This is a genomic window from Roseomonas sp. WA12 (assembly GCF_054165765.1).
In genome coordinates this window covers 539926-555290 of record NZ_CM135108.1, presented here as the reverse complement: position 1 = coordinate 555290, position 15365 = coordinate 539926, and the positions used below count along the sequence as shown (strand labels likewise).

At 66.5% G+C, this 15365-nt stretch carries 12 protein-coding genes and 1 tRNA gene; all 13 read right to left on the bottom strand.

The annotated features are described in order from the left end of the window. Positions 1–31: 31 nt before the first annotated feature. A complete protein-coding gene (gene rpsG / locus ACVBD7_RS02660) occupies positions 32–508 on the bottom strand; it encodes a 30S ribosomal protein S7 (RefSeq protein WP_458095976.1) in 477 nt (158 codons plus the stop codon). Between the two features lie 11 nt (positions 509–519). Next, positions 520–891, bottom strand: coding sequence for a 30S ribosomal protein S12 (rpsL, locus tag ACVBD7_RS02655; protein ID WP_073139794.1), 372 nt, complete (start codon positions 889–891; stop codon positions 520–522). A gap of 359 nt (positions 892–1250) precedes the next feature. After that, positions 1251–5489 carry a DNA-directed RNA polymerase subunit beta' gene (rpoC, locus tag ACVBD7_RS02650; RefSeq protein WP_458095975.1) on the bottom strand — a complete coding sequence of 1413 codons (4239 nt, stop codon included), beginning with the start codon at positions 5487–5489 and terminating at the stop codon, positions 1251–1253. A gap of 99 nt (positions 5490–5588) precedes the next feature. Continuing rightward, a complete protein-coding gene (gene rpoB / locus ACVBD7_RS02645; RefSeq protein ID WP_458095974.1) occupies positions 5589–9782 on the bottom strand; it encodes a DNA-directed RNA polymerase subunit beta in 4194 nt (1397 codons plus the stop codon). A gap of 207 nt (positions 9783–9989) precedes the next feature. Beyond that, positions 9990–10373 (bottom strand): 50S ribosomal protein L7/L12, encoded by a 384-nt coding sequence (gene rplL / locus ACVBD7_RS02640; RefSeq protein WP_458095973.1) that lies wholly within the window; start codon positions 10371–10373, stop codon positions 9990–9992. A 76-nt stretch (positions 10374–10449) separates the two neighbouring features. Then, on the bottom strand, positions 10450–10986 hold the full coding sequence (gene rplJ / locus ACVBD7_RS02635) for a 50S ribosomal protein L10 (protein WP_458095972.1): 537 nt from the start codon (positions 10984–10986) through the stop codon (positions 10450–10452). 291 nt (positions 10987–11277) lie between these two features. Continuing rightward, entirely contained in the window at positions 11278–11973 is a 696-nt protein-coding gene (rplA, locus tag ACVBD7_RS02630) for a 50S ribosomal protein L1 (protein WP_458095971.1), read from the bottom strand. A 3-nt stretch (positions 11974–11976) separates the two neighbouring features. After that, positions 11977–12411: a 50S ribosomal protein L11 gene (gene rplK / locus ACVBD7_RS02625; protein WP_458095970.1), complete on the bottom strand. Its 435-nt coding sequence runs from the start codon at positions 12409–12411 to the stop codon at positions 11977–11979. Between the two features lie 284 nt (positions 12412–12695). Further along, positions 12696–13232, bottom strand: a complete 537-nt coding sequence (gene nusG, locus ACVBD7_RS02620) for a transcription termination/antitermination protein NusG (RefSeq protein WP_458095969.1) — start codon at positions 13230–13232, stop codon at positions 12696–12698. A gap of 104 nt (positions 13233–13336) precedes the next feature. Then, on the bottom strand, positions 13337–13531 hold the full coding sequence (gene secE, locus ACVBD7_RS02615) for a preprotein translocase subunit SecE (RefSeq protein ID WP_458095968.1): 195 nt from the start codon (positions 13529–13531) through the stop codon (positions 13337–13339). Positions 13532–13646: 115 nt separating this feature from the next. Further along, positions 13647–13723, bottom strand: a tRNA-Trp gene (locus ACVBD7_RS02610). A gap of 79 nt (positions 13724–13802) precedes the next feature. Beyond that, on the bottom strand, positions 13803–14915 hold the full coding sequence (locus tag ACVBD7_RS02605; protein WP_458095967.1) for a capsular polysaccharide export protein, LipB/KpsS family: 1113 nt from the start codon (positions 14913–14915) through the stop codon (positions 13803–13805). A gap of 9 nt (positions 14916–14924) precedes the next feature. Further along, positions 14925–15356, bottom strand: coding sequence for an RDD family protein (locus ACVBD7_RS02600; RefSeq protein WP_458095966.1), 432 nt, complete (start codon positions 15354–15356; stop codon positions 14925–14927). Positions 15357–15365 lie beyond the last annotated feature (9 nt).

The window sequence follows — 15365 nt, the reverse complement described above, 5'->3', positions numbered from 1 at the left end:
CGCCGCACCCCTCGAGGAGGGGCCGAGCGGCTTACCAGCGATAGTGGCTGAAGGCCTTGTTCGCCTCGGCCATCCGGTGCGTGTCTTCGCGCTTCTTCACAGCTGCGCCGCGGTTGTTGGCCGCGTCCATCAGCTCGGCGGAGAGGCGATCTTCCATCGTGTGCTCGCCACGCTTGCGGGCCGACTCAATGAGCCAGCGGATCGCAAGAGCCTGGCGGCGCTCGGGGCGAACTTCGACGGGCACCTGGTAGGTAGCGCCACCGACACGCCGCGAACGCACCTCGACGGCGGGCTTCACGTTGTCCATGGCCTCGTGGAACACGCGAAGCGGATCGGCCTGCGGACCGCCACGACGCTTGAGCGTGTCCATGGCGCCGTAGACGATCCCTTCGGCGGTGCTCTTCTTGCCGTCATACATCAGCACGTTCATGAAACGGCTAAGGACGACATCCCCGAACTTCGGGTCCGGCAGGACTTCGCGCTTCTCTGCGCGATGGCGACGCGACATCTCTCAGTTCCTCACTTCGGCCGCTTGGCGCCGTACAGCGACCGGCGCTGGCGCCGCTTGGCAATGCCCTGGGTATCGAGCACGCCGCGCAGGATGTGGTAGCGAACGCCCGGAAGGTCCTTCACGCGGCCGCCACGGATCAGGACGACTGAGTGCTCCTGGAGGTTGTGACCCTCGCCAGGGATGTAGGACACCACCTCGTAGCCATTCGTCAGGCGCACCTTGGCAACCTTACGAAGGGCCGAGTTCGGCTTCTTCGGCGTCGTCGTATAGACGCGCGTGCAAACGCCGCGCTTCTGGGGGCAGCTCTGCAGGGCCGGCACCTTGTTGCGGCTCGGCTTCGGCTCGCGCCCCTGCGCGATAAGCTGGTTGATCGTCGGCATGACGCCCCTTCGTGACCCTTCAGTGTCCGACCGCATCCAAGCGAAGGCGCCCGCAAAACCGCGCATGCGCGGCCCAGCGGGCTACTCTCTCGTCCCCGGCCTGACCCGCCCACCGAACCCAGGCAAGCCTGGCGTTCAATCAGGGGCGGAGGCGTCGGCAACGCTGAATTGGTCGTCCAAACTCGTTCGAACCCTTGGCGCTGCCGTGGGGCTCGTAGAGGGGCGGACACCTACCCCCCCCTACCCCATGAGTCAAGCGATTTAGGCCCAGGTTAAACTGGCGTGACAGAGGTTCCTGCCCCTGCCGCGCCCATAGCCCGCTCCGGGGCCCTGCGAAGGACCCCGGAACGCTGTCGTACTTACTCGGCAGCCTGCTGTCCGGTACCCGGCAGCGCGGGCTGTGACGCCGGCAGGCGCCCCTTGTCCCGCTGCGCGGCTAGGGAGCGCAAGCGATTCATCACGGAACCCGTACCCGCCGGGATAAGGCGCCCGACGATGACGTTCTCCTTCAGCCCTTCCAGGCGGTCCACCTTGCCGGCCACGGCCGCCTCGGTGAGCACCCGGGTCGTCTCCTGGAAGGAGGCGGCCGAGATGAACGAATTGGTCTGCAGGCTGGCCTTGGTGATGCCCTGGAGCACTGGCTCGGCCCGGGCGGGCCGCTCCTTCATTTCCAGCCGCTTCTCGTTCTCGATGTCGAACTCGATGCGGTCCACCTGCTCGCCGATCAGATAGGTCGTATCTCCCGGCTCGAGGATCTCGACCTTCTGCAGCATCTGGCGAACGATCACCTCGATGTGCTTGTCGTTGATCTTCACGCCCTGCAGTCGATAGACGTCCTGGATCTCGTTCACGAGGTAGTTCGCGAGAGCCTCGACGCCCAGAACGCGCAGGATGTCGTGCGGCACGCGCGGACCGTCCACCAGCGGGTCACCGGCCCGAACATAGTCACCCTCCTGGACGGAGACGTGCTTGCCCTTGGGCACCAGGTACTCACGAGAAGCAGGCTGCTCGTCACCGACGGCGTCGGGCACCACCACGATGCGGCGCTTCGCCTTGTAGTCCTTGCCGAACTCCACCCGCCCGTCGATGTCGCTGATGATAGCGGCATCCTTGGGCCGGCGCGCCTCGAACAGTTCCGCCACACGCGGCAGACCGCCGGTGATGTCGCGGGTCTTGGACGATTCGCGCGGCAGCCGGGCGATGACGTCGCCGGCATGGACCGTCGCGCCGTTCTCCACGTTCAGGATGGAGGAGGGCTGCAGCGCGAACTGCGCCACCACCTTGCCCCCTTCCCGCAGCACCATGCTGGGGCGGAGATTGGCGTTCTTGGCCCGTTCGACCGGCTCGCGCACCACCTTCGAGGTCAGGCCCGTCACCGGGTCCGTCTCCTCGTAAAGGGTGAAGCCCTCAATGAGGTCGGTGTACTCCACCACGCCCGCGCGATCGATGATGATCGGCAGGGTGAAGGGGTCCCAATCGGCCAGCTTCTGGGCGCGGACCACCTCGGCACCGTCCTCGACCAGCAGCCGCGCGCCGTAGGGCACACGGTACCGGGCGCGCTCACGTCCCTGCGCATCGCTCAGCACGATCTCGCAGTTACGCGCCATGACGATGTTGGCGCCCTCACTGTTCACGACGACGGCCTTGTTCAGGACCTTCACCGAGCCGTCGCTGGTCGCCTCGACATGCGACTGCTCCGCCGAACGCTGGGCGGCGCCGCCGATGTGGAAGGTGCGCATGGTCAGCTGTGTGCCGGGCTCACCAATGGACTGGGCGGCGATGACACCGACCGCCTCACCGGTGTTCACCGGCGTGCCGCGGGCGAGGTCACGCCCATAGCACATGCCGCAGACGCCCTGGCGCGCGTCGCAGGTCAGCACGGAGCGAATATAGACCTCCTCCGCGCCGGACTGCTCCACCGCATCCGCCATCACCTCGTCGACCAGCGAATTGCGGGGGGCGACCACCTCGCCCGTCTCCGGGTTGGCGACGTCCCGCTGGATCGTCCGGCCCAGGATCCGCTCGGACAGGGAGGAGACGACCTCGCCCCCGTCCATCACGGCGCGAACCGTGATGCCGCGCTCCGTGCCGCAATCGTTGTCGACGATGATGCAGTCCTGCGCCACGTCGACGAGGCGACGCGTCAGGTAGCCCGAGTTGGCCGTCTTCAGCGCCGTGTCCGCGAGGCCCTTACGGGCGCCGTGGGTGGAGTTGAAGTACTCAAGGACGGTCAGGCCTTCCTTGAAGTTCGAGATGATCGGCTGCTCGATGATCTCGCCCGAGGGCTTGGCCATCAGGCCGCGCATTCCTGCCAACTGGCGCATCTGCGCCGGCGACCCACGCGCACCGGAGTGGGACATCATCCAGACCGAGTTGGTCTGCACGCCGATCTCCTGGCGGGAAATCTCCTTCATCATCGCACCGGCGACCTCCTCGGTCGCGCGCGACCAGGCGTCCACCACCTTGTTGTAACGCTCGCCGGCGGTGATCAGGCCGTCGAGATACTGCTGCTCGAACTCCTTCACCTCGCCCTTGGTGCGATCGATCATCTCGGCCTTAGAGGCCGGGATCATCATGTCATTCTTGCCGAAGGAGATGCCGGCCTTCGCAGCGTTGCGGAAGCCGAGGCCCATCAGGCGGTCGGCGAAGATCACCGACTCCTTTTGGCCGCAGTGGCGGTACACCGCGTCGATCACGTCCGAGATGCTGCGCTTGGTCAGCTGCCGGTTGATGATCGAGTAGGGCACGTTGGGATGATGGGGCAGAAGCGAGCCCATCATCAGGCGGCCCGGCGTGGTGATCACCGTCTCCCGGCTCGGTTTGCCATCCTTGAAGGACGGCACAGCGGCCAGAATGGCCGTGTGCAGCGTCACCGCACCGGCGGCCAGCGCCTGCTCCACCTCACCCAGGCCGTCGAAGACGGTCGGGCGGAAGGACAACGCGTCGCGCTCCTCGGCGGAGAGCTTCTCCGCCGTCTTGCCGGACGTGCCAGAGATCAGGCTGCGCTTGGCCTCGATATTGGCGTGGGCCGCGCGGAACTCCGGCGTCTCCAGGCTCAGGTAGTAGAGGCCCAGCACGATGTCCTGGGACGGCACGATGATCGGCTTGCCGTTGGCGGGACTGAGGATGTTGTTGGTCGACATCATCAGCACGCGCGCCTCCAACTGAGCCTCAAGGCTCAGCGGGACGTGCACGGCCATCTGGTCGCCGTCGAAGTCCGCGTTGAAGGCGGTGCAAACCAGCGGGTGAAGCTGGATCGCCTTGCCCTCGACGAGAATCGGCTCAAAGGCCTGAATGCCCAGGCGGTGCAGCGTCGGCGCCCGGTTCAGCATGACCGGGTGCTCGCGGATCACCTCCTCGAGGATGTCCCACACCTCGGGACGCTCCTTCTCCACCATCCGCTTTGCCGCCTTGATGGTGGTGGCGTGACCATACTTCTCGAGCTTTGAGTAGATGAACGGCTTGAACAGCTCGAGCGCCATCTTCTTCGGCAGGCCGCACTGATGCAGCTTCAGCTCGGGACCGACGACGATCACCGAACGGCCGGAGTAGTCGACGCGCTTGCCGAGCAGGTTCTGACGGAAACGGCCCTGCTTGCCCTTCAGCATGTCGGAGAGCGACTTCAGCGGGCGCTTGTTGGCACCCGTGATGGCGCGGCCGCGACGCCCGTTGTCGAACAGCGCGTCCACGGCCTCCTGCAGCATGCGCTTCTCGTTACGGACGATGATGTCCGGCGCGCGCAGCTCGATCAGACGCTTGAGGCGGTTGTTGCGGTTGATGACGCGGCGATACAGGTCGTTCAGGTCCGACGTCGCGAAGCGGCCACCATCCAGCGGAACCAGCGGGCGCAGCTCCGGCGGGATCACCGGGACAACGTCCAGGATCATCCACTCCGGACGCGCGCCACCTTCGGCAAAAGCCTCGATCAGCTTCAGCCGCTTGACCAGCTTCTTGCGCTTGGCCTCGGAGGTTGTCTCCTTCAGCTCGGCGCGGAGCCGGGTGCTTTCCTTGCCCAGCTCGATGCCGGTCAGCATCTGCTTGACGGCTTCGGCGCCGATACCGACGGTGAAAGCATCCTCACCGAACTCGTCCTGCTTGGCCTGGAACGCATCCTCGGTCAGCAGCTGGTGCAGCTTGAGATCGGTCAGACCCGGCTCGAGAACCACATAGCTCTCGAAGTACAGAACCTTCTCCAGCTCCTTCAGCGACATGTCGACCATCAGGCCGACGCGGCTGGGGAGAGACTTCATGAACCAGATATGTGCGACGGGCGAGGCCAGCTCGATATGGCCCATGCGCTCGCGGCGCACCTTGGCCAGCGTCACCTCGACGCCGCACTTCTCGCAGATGATGCCGCGGAACTTCATCCGCTTGTACTTGCCGCACAGGCACTCGTAGTCCTTGATCGGACCAAAGATGCGCGCACAGAACAGCCCGTCCCGCTCCGGCTTGAAGGTGCGGTAGTTGATCGTCTCGGGCTTCTTAATCTCGCCATAGGACCAGGAGCGGATCTGCTCCGGGGAGGCGATCGTAATCTTGATCTGATCGAAGGTGACGGCCTGGCCAGTCTGGCCAAGGATCTTCATCAGCTCGTTCATGGGGCCTTCCTTCTACGTCCAGCCTGCCCTGCCGAAGCAGGGCAACATCAGCGGCCGGCCCCGCTGGGATGGGGCCGGCGCGATCCTGTCAGCGGAAAATCAGCTGCCGCGGTTCTCGAGATCCACGTTCAGGCCAAGGCTCTTCAGCTCCTTGGTCAGAACGTTGAAGCTCTCGGGAATGCCGGCCTCGAAGCTGTCCTGGTCGCGGACGATCGCCTCATAGACCTTGGTGCGGCCGGACACGTCGTCCGACTTCACCGTCAGCATCTCCTGCAGCGTGTAGGCGGCGCCGTAAGCTTCCAGCGCCCAAACCTCCATTTCGCCGAAGCGCTGGCCACCGAACTGCGCCTTACCACCCAGTGGCTGCTGCGTGACGAGCGAGTAGGGGCCGATGGAGCGGGCGTGGATCTTGTCGTCCACCAAGTGGTGCAGCTTGAGCATGTAGATGTAGCCCACCGTCACCTTGCGCTCGAAGAGGTCGCCCGTGCGGCCATCGACCAGCTGAACCTGGCCGGAGGTGTCGAGCCCCGCCTTGGTCAGCATGTTCTCGATGTCCGAGATGCGGGCCCCGTCGAAGACCGGCGTCGCGATCGGCACGCCGCGCTTGAGGTTGTCGCCGAGCTCGAGCAGCTGGTCCTCGCTCATGCCGACAATGTCACGATCCGTGATCTCGTCGCCATAAACGTCGCGCAGCTTGTCGATCAGCGCCTCGCGCGCAGCCCCGGCGCGGCGGTAATCCTCGACCACCTCGCCAATCTGCTTGCCGAGCGTGGCACAGGCCCAGCCTAGATGCGTCTCGAGAATCTGGCCGATGTTCATGCGCGAGGGCACGCCCAGCGGGTTCAGCACGAGGTCGACCGGCGTGCCATCCTCAAGGAACGGCATGTCCTCGATCGGCACGACGCGGGAGACGACGCCCTTGTTGCCGTGACGGCCGGCCATCTTGTCGCCCGGCTGCAGCTTGCGCTTCACCGCCACGAACACCTTGACCTGCTTCATCACGCCGGGCGGCAGCTCATCGCCGCGCTGCAGCTTCTCGACCTTGCTCTCGAAGCGCTTCTGCAGGCGCTCAACCGCAGCGTCGAACTCGCGCTTCAGGGCCTCGAGCTGCGCCTGGGCGGCGTCGTCCGAGACGCCGATCTGGCGCCAGGTCATGCGGTTAAACTCGTCCAGCACCTCGTCGGTGATGACCGTGCCCTGCTTCACACCCTTGAAGCCGCCCGCCGCCTTCCGGTTGAGCAGGATCTCGCGGAGACGCCCCGTGAAGGACCGCTCCTGGATGGCCCGCTCGTCGTCGCGGTCCTTGGCCAAACGCTCAATCTCGGCGCGCTCGATCGCCATGGCGCGCTCGTCCTTGTCCACGCCACGGCGGGAGAAGACGCGCACGTCCACAATCGTGCCGGAGACACCCGGCGGCAGGCGCAGCGACGTGTCGCGGACGTCGGAAGCCTTCTCGCCAAAGATGGCGCGGAGAAGCTTCTCCTCCGGCGTCATCGGGCTCTCGCCCTTCGGCGTCACCTTGCCGACCAGGATGTCGCCCGGCTGCACTTCGGCACCAATATAGACAATGCCGGCCTCGTCGAGGTTCCGCAGCGCCTCCTCGCCCACATTCGGGATGTCGCGGGTGATCTCCTCCTGGCCCAGCTTGGTGTCGCGGGCCGAGACCTCGAACTCGTCGATATGGATCGAGGTGAAGATGTCCTCCTGGGCGATGCGCTCGCTGATCAGGATGGAGTCCTCGAAGTTGTAACCGTTCCAGGGCATGAACGCGACGAGCGCGTTCCGGCCCAGGGCCAGCTCACCCAGCTCCGTGGAGGGGCCGTCGGCAATGATGTCGCCGCCGCGCACTTCGTCACCCACACGGACCAGCGGGCGCTGGTTGATGCAGGTGGACTGGTTGGAGCGCTGGAACTTCCGCAAGCGATAGATATCAACGCCCTGGGTCGTGCCGTCCTCGCCGGTGGCGCGCACCACGATGCGCGCACCGTCGATGCTATCCACCACGCCATCACGGCGCGCGACGATAGAGGCGCCGGAGTCCCGCGCAACCGCGGCCTCCATGCCCGTGCCCACCAGCGGCGCGTCGGAACGGACCAGCGGCACCGCCTGGCGCTGCATGTTCGAGCCCATGAGCGCGCGGTTCGCGTCGTCGTTCTCGAGGAACGGGATCAGCGCCGCGGCCACGGAGACCAGCTGCTTCGGCGACACGTCAATGGCGGTCACCTCCTCCGGCTTCACCAGCCGGAAGTCGCCACCCTGACGCACCGAGACCAGCTCGGAACGGAACTCGCCGCTCTCGCGATCCACGTCGGCATCCGCCTGCGCGACCACGAGGCGCTCCTCCTCCATAGCGGAGAGATAGCGCGGGTCGCCCACGATCTTGCCGTCCCGCACCATCTGGTACGGCGTCTCGATGAAGCCGTACTTGTTCACCTTGGCGAAGGTGGCGAGCGAGTTGATCAGGCCGATGTTTGGGCCTTCCGGCGTCTCGATCGGGCAGATGCGGCCGTAATGCGTCGGGTGCACGTCGCGCACCTCGAAGCCGGCACGCTCGCGCGTCAGACCTCCCGGGCCAAGCGCCGAGAGGCGGCGCTTATGCGTCACCTCGGACAGCGGATTGGTCTGGTCCATGAACTGGGACAGCTGAGAAGAGCCGAAGAACTCGCGCACCGCAGCAGCCGCCGGCTTGGCGTTGATGAGGTCCGTCGGCATCACTGTATCGATGTCGACCGAACCCATCCGCTCCTTGATGGCGCGCTCCATACGGAGCAGACCAACGCGGTACTGGTTCTCCATCAGCTCGCCGACCGAACGCACCCGGCGGTTGCCGAGATTGTCGATGTCGTCGATCTGGCCCTTGCCGTCCTTCAGCTCGAGCAGCGTCTTCACCGTCGCCAGGATGTCCTGCTTGCGCAGGGTCCGCAGCGTGTCCGGCGCCTGCTCCAGCGTGAAGCCGAGGCGCATGTTCATCTTCACGCGGCCGACTGCGGAGAGGTCGTAGCGCTCGCCATCGAAGAACAGGCCGCGGAACAGCGTCTCAGCCGTCTCGGGCGTCGGCGGCTCGCCCGGGCGCATGACGCGGTAGATGTCCATCAGCGCGTCGTCGCGGTTGGAGTTCTTGTCCACCGTGAGCGTGTTGCGCATCCAGGGACCGACAGAGGAGTCGATCGCGAGCGTCGGCAGCCGGTCGTAGCCAGCGGCCTCAATGGCGGCGAGCTTAGCCTCGGTCAGCTCCTCGCCGGCCTCGGCATGGATCTCACCGGTGGACATGTCCACCAGATCCTCGGCCACAAAGCGCCCCATCAGGTCGGCGCGGCTGACGAGCACCTCCTTGGTGCCCTCATCCGCGATCTTGCGGGCGGCGCGGGGGTTCAGCTTCGTGTCCTTGGCGGCCACGACTTGGCCGGTCGCGGCGTCGATCAGGTCCTCGGTCAGCTTCAAGCCGCGGAAGGCGTCGGGCTCATAGGGGCGCGACCAGCCCTGCTTGCCGTTGGAGAACACCACCTGGCTGTAGAAGGTGGAGAGGATCTCCTGCGCGTCCATGCCGCGCACCTCGCCCGGCTCCAACGGCGTCTCGCGCTCGGCGCGCTTCGCCTCCGTCTCGGAGGAATCCAGGGCGAGCAGCAGCGTAGAGGCCGGCAGCTTGCGCTTCCGGTCAATGCGCACGTAACAGATGTCCTTGGCGTCGAACTCAAAGTCGAGCCAGGAGCCGCGATAGGGAATCACGCGGGCAGCGAACAGGTACTTGCCCGAGGAGTGAGTCTTGCCCTTGTCATGGTCGAAGAACACACCGGGCGAACGGTGCATCTGCGAGACGATGACGCGCTCGGTGCCGTTGACGATGAAGGTGCCGTTATCCGTCATGAGCGGGATATCGCCCATGTAGACGCCCTGCTCCTTAATGTCGCGGATCGAGCGGGAGCCGGTGTCCTCGTCGATGTCCCAGACGATCAGGCGCAGATGGGCTTTCAGCGGGGCGGCATAGGTTAGCCCGCGCTGGATGCACTCCTCCACGTCGTACTTCGGATCCTCGAACTCGTAGCGGACGAATTCCAGGCTGCCGCGGCCAGCGAAATCATTGATTGGGAAAACGCCCTTGAAGACCTCCTGAAGGCCAGCATTGGCGCGCATCTCGGGCGCGACCTCCGCCTGCAGGAACGCCTCGTAGGACGCGCGCTGCACGTCGATGAGGTTCGGCATCGGTGCCACCTCGGGCAGCCGTCCGAAGGACTTGCGGATGCGCTTGCGCCCGGTGAAGCCCTTGCCCTCGAAACCCTTCGAGATCGCGTTCATGCCAGCCCTGCGTCCTCTCACCACCCGGGAAGACCTGGACGCCGCCGCGCGCCCCGCCCCTCCCGCAGACCCACCGGATGGAACCAACCACCCGGCGAAAAGCGGGCACGGGCGGAAACCCTGAGGTTTCCGCCCGGCCCTTCGAACCACTCTGTCTCCCCGGCCACTCCCTCGAGAGGAACGGCCAGGGGATAGCCGACCGAGGTCTTACTTGACCTCGACCTTCGCGCCGTTCTCCTCGAGGACCTTGCGGATCTTCTCCGCCTCGTCCTTGGAAACGCCTTCCTTCACGGTCTTCGGAGCGCCCTCGACCAGGTCCTTGGCCTCCTTCAGGCCCAGGCCGGTGATCGTACGGATCTCCTTGATCACGTTGATCTTCTTGTCGCCACCGGCGGCCAGGATCACCGTGAACTCCGTCTGCTCCTCGGCGGGAGCAGCGGCGCCGCCACCACCGGCAGCCGGGGCCGCAGCCATGGCGACCGGCGCCGCGGCGGAAACGCCCCACTTTTCCTCAAGCATCTTGGAAAGCTCGGCGGCCTCCAGGACGGTGAGGGAGGAAAGCTCGTCAACGAGCCTCGCGAGATCAGCCATGATTATGTCCTTCGATCTAATGGCTTGGCTTGATGTTTGCAACCCCGGGCAGCAACCCGCCTGGTATTGCGGCGTTTCAGGCGGCTTCCGCGCCCTCTGAAGACCCATCCTTGTCGGCATAGGCCTTGAACACCCGCGCCAGCTGCCCGGCCGGAGCCTGCAGCACGCCCGCAATGCGCGTCGCCGGGGTCTGGATCAGACCCAGGAGCTGCGCACGCAGCGTTTCGAGCGAGGGAAGCTCGGACAGAGCCCGGACGCCAGCGACGTCCAGGGTCTGCGTACCGAGCGCCCCGCCCAGGATCACGAACTTGTCGTTACCCCTGGCGAACTCCACGGCAGTCTTCGCCACGGCCACCGGATCTGTCGACCACGCGAGCGCGGTCGGACCCTTCAGCAGCGGCGAGATGCCCTGGAAGCGGGTGCCGTCGAGGGCAAGAGTGGCCAGCCGGTTCTTGGCAACCTTGTACGTCGCACCAGCCGCCCGCATCCGGCGCCGCAGATCATCCACCGCCGCGACCGTGAGCCCATTGTTCTGGGCCACGAGCACGAAGGAGGTGTCGGCGAACACCGAACCGAGGGAGGCGACGAACGCGGTCTTCTCCGAACGGTCCATTCCCGTCTCCTACGAAATACCGATGCCTTGTGGAGGGGCCCCGGCCGGTTCACGCAGGAGCAGCCCCGAAAGGGGCCACTCCGGTTCGCCTGTCAGATGAAAGCCGGAAGCCAAGCCAAGCCCACCGGGACGAACCCGGCGGATCATCGTCTCTGGCACCCCGTCTCCCCGTTGCGGGCTCTCGCCCATCAAGCCCCACCAAATGAATGGCTTCGCACACCGGGTCTCGGACAGGTCAGGCGGGTTACCCCGCCCTGCCCGCGCGGCTCCGAAGAGCTGCGCGAATCTCGTTCAGGCGGACAGGCTCGCCACGTCCACCTTGATGCCGGGCCCCATGGAGGAGGACACCGCCACCTTCTTCACATAGGTGCCCTTGGCACCCGTCGGCCGCGCGCGCTGGATGGCGTCCACGAAGGCGCGGGCGTTCTCAAGCAGCTTGTCGGCCTCGAAGCTCGCCTTGCCGATGCCGGCATGGACGATGCCGGCCTTCTCGGCGCGGAACTCCACCTGGCCGGCCTTGGCGGCCGTGACGGCGCCCTTCACGTCCATGGTGACAGTGCCGAGCTTCGGGTTCGGCATCAGGCCACGCGGGCCCAGGATCTTACCCAAGCGGCCAACGATACCCATCATGTCCGGGGTCGCAATGCAGCGGTCGAACTCGATGGTCCCGCCCTGCACGGCCTCGAGCAGATCTTCGGCGCCCACGACGTCGGCGCCGGCCGCACGGGCCTCTTCGGCCTTCGGCCCACGGGCGAACACGCCCACGCGCACGGTCTTGCCGGTGCCGTTCGGCAGGCCGACCACGCCGCGGACCATCTGGTCGGCATGGCGCGGGTCGATGCCCAGGTTCATCGAGATCTCGATCGTCTCGTCGAACTTTGCGTTCGCGTTGGACTTGGCCGTCGCGATGGCCTCGGCCAGCGCGAGGGACTTCTCGAGGTCCAGGCCCTCAGTGATCTTGCGGAGACGCTTGCCCTGCTTGGCCATCGATCAGCCCTCCACCACGCTCATGCCCATGGCGCGGGCAGACCCGGCCAGCATCCGAACCGCGGCCTCTTCGGACTCGCAGTTCATGTCCTTCATCTTCACCTTGGCGATCTCGGCCAGCTGCGACTTCGTCACGCGGCCGATAACGCCACCCTTGCCCGGGGTCTGGCTGCCCTTCTCGAGCTTCGCCGCCTTCAGCAGGAAGTAGGTGTTCGGGGGCGTCTTGGTGATGAAGGAAAAGGTGCGGTCCGAGAACGCGGTGATGACCACCGGCGTCGGGGTCCCGGGCTCCATGCCCTGGGTCGCCGCATTGAATTCCTTCACGAACTGCATGATGTTCAGGCCGCGCTGACCCAGCGCGGGGCCCACCGGCGGGGACGGATTCGCCTTGCCCGCGGGGATCTGCAGCTTGATGTAGCCGACGATCTTCTTCGCCACTCTCTGGCACCTCTCAGTTCTGAGGCCCGCGGTGCCTGCGGCCCGCCCCGATAGGCTGGGGCCGAACCTCCCGCGTTCCTGTCATCCCGCATTCCGGGAAACGCGCGACGGCCAGGCGGGGAAGACCCCAGCCTGGCCGACGCGGAGGCGGCGTATAGGCCCGGGCAGACCGGGAGTCCAGCGATAGTTGCAGGTCGATGAACCCAGGAACGGAAAAGGGGGCCCGGCGCATCCGCCAGCCCCCCTGCCCCTTGCCTTCGGTAAGTGCCCCTGCGGGCCGGTCCTCAGGCCTTCTCGACCTGACCGTATTCCAGTTCCACCGGCGTCGCGCGGCCGAAGATGGAGACGGAGACCTTCACCCGGCCCTTCTCCTCGTCCACTTCCTCGATCACGCCGTTGAAGCTTGTGAACGGGCCGTCGGCTACGCGGACATTCTCGCCCACCTCGAAGGTGACGGCGGGACGGCGCGGCTTCTCGACCGTGTCCTGCACCTGCTGGAGCATGCGCATTGCCTCGCGCTCCGGGATCGGGCTCGGCTTGTTGCGGGCGCCCAGGAAGCCGGTGACCTTCGGCGTGTCCTTCACCAGGTGCCAGGCGTCGTCCGTCATCTCCATCTTCACGAGCACATAGCCCGGGAAGAATTTGCGCTCGGAATTCACCTTCTGGCCGCGGCGCACCTCGACCACCTCCTCAGAGGGGACGAGCACGTCCTCGATCTGCTCGGCCAGCCCCTTCTGGGCGGCCTGCTCCTTGATCTGCCCGGCGATCTTCTTCTCGAAGCCGGAATAGACGTGCACGACGTACCACTTCTTATCGGCCATGGCCGCGACGCTCCCGATCTGTGGCGCCCCCACCTCCGGCCCGGGGCGTCCCCCGGCCTCCGGCGCGGCGCGCTGAAAACCAATGCCTGAAAGGGGGAACCCCCTCAGGCGAAACCGAACAGCAGCCGCATGCCGAGCTGGATCAGCCAGTCCGTCACCAGGAAGAACACCGCCGCCAAGGCCGAAAGCGCCAGCACCAGCCCCGTGGTGATGAGCGTCTCCTTGCGGCTCGGCCAGGTCACCCGGCCGATCTCCTGCCGGACGTCGCGCAGATACCCTATCGGGTTGAAACCGGCCACGTCAGGCCCCTCCCGGCGCCAGGGCCCAGATATGTCCCCCGGCTCTCGCCCGACGGGGACTGTCCCTGGACCATCCAGGCGCGATGCCGTGAAAATGGTCATGCGCGGCCCGCCCTGGCAGGGGCGGAGGGTCTCGAACCCCCAACCTCCGGTTTTGGAGACCGGCGCTCTAGCCAATTGAGCTACGCCCCTAAGGCAGGGCCGCGCAGGGGCCGTGCCTTAAGCCAAGGTTCGCGCCCTGTCGAGAGGCTGAAGACAGCGCATTCGCGCCTTAACGCGGCAGCCGGTCCAGGTAGTCCTGGCACAGCACACGCAGCACGGCACGGCGGAACGACAGGGGATCGCGCGTGTCGATCTGATACCCGTGCATCGCCAGGAACAGGAACCGTCGAACGAAGGCGGGATCATGCCCCGATTCGGCAGCACCGAGTGCCTCCACGGCCGAGTCCGGATCGGTCAGCGGCGTCGCCGCCACCGCATACTCCGCCCTCCCCGCCGCGATCACCGGCTTCCCGTGCAGCAGGGCCTCGAAGCCCACGCCGGAATTCACTGTCAGCACCGCGCGGGCACGCGGGATCAGCGTGTGGACGGACGCTTTGCTGACCGAAACCGGCCCGGCGGGCAGCGCCTCCAAGAAGCGCCCCACGACCGGATCCTTGCAGTGTGGATGCCGCTTCAGCACCACGGGGATCCCCGCTCCTGCCAGCGCCGCCACCATGCGCCGGATTCCCTCCAGGTACGGCGCCTCGAAGCTCTTCAACCCCGTCACCGGGTCGTTCAGCAGTTGCATGGGCAGGAAGACGAACCCCTCCCCCTCCACCGGCACCGAAGGGTCTTGCCGATACTTGGACCGCCCCTCGGCCAACCAGGGCAGCGTCCGCGTCTCGTGGAAGGCATCCGCGGAGGCCTGGTCCACTGCCAGCACCTGCCGCCGCTCGACGGCCGCGAGCGAGGACCAGCCAGCGGTGCCCAGCCGGTCGAAGGTCAGCATGTGCGGCAGCGCCGCCTGGGTGAAGTTCCAGCGCCCCACCGCCTTCCCGATCCCGTGCCAGACCAACCGGATCTGCGGCTCCCCCGAGAGTGCCGCGGGCGGCGGTTCATGGGGCGAGTGCAGGAGAAGGGTCGCGTTGGCCTCGGCCAGTACCTCCACCAGCCCGGCCAGCAGCCGGCGCTGCTCCGGCGCCTCCACCCGGTGCGCCATCGTCCAGATCGGGCGCGTCACGCCCTGCAGCAGACGGATTGCCGGCATGGGGTCATCCACCCGCCAGCTCTCGCGGCCCATCTTGCGGACCAGGGGGAGGAAGTCCGTCCGCCCCTTCCAGAACAGGGCCTGCAGCCCGGCGGCATCGGGGATGGCCAGCGCGGCCTCGTCGATCACCGGCATGGAACGGCCCTAACCCCGGCGCGGCGGGTCCTGCACCACAAGGGTGCGGGCCAGCCGGTCGTGCCAGCACTGCCGGCGCGGGTCCCAGATCATCCAGAAATAGCCGAGGCCGAGCGGCAGCCCCGAGACGATGTAACCGAGATAGCGCGCCACCAGCCTCGGCCAGGGCGGGGTGTCCCCGGTCTCGGCATCCACCACGCGCAACCGCATCAGAAGCTTTCCGGGCGTCGCCTGCCGCGTGGCCCAGAACAGCAGGGTGATGAGGGCGGAGATGAGCTGCAGCATCAGGTCCGAACCCGGCGAGAGCCCCTCCTGGCCCCGCGCGGCCTCACCAAGTTGCACGAGCACAAGCCCCAGCGGCAGCATCCAGGCCGCGTCCAGCAACTGTGCCGCCACACGCGGCCAGAACCCGGCCAGCTCAACCCCGCCACGCTCGGCCATTCCGCCCTC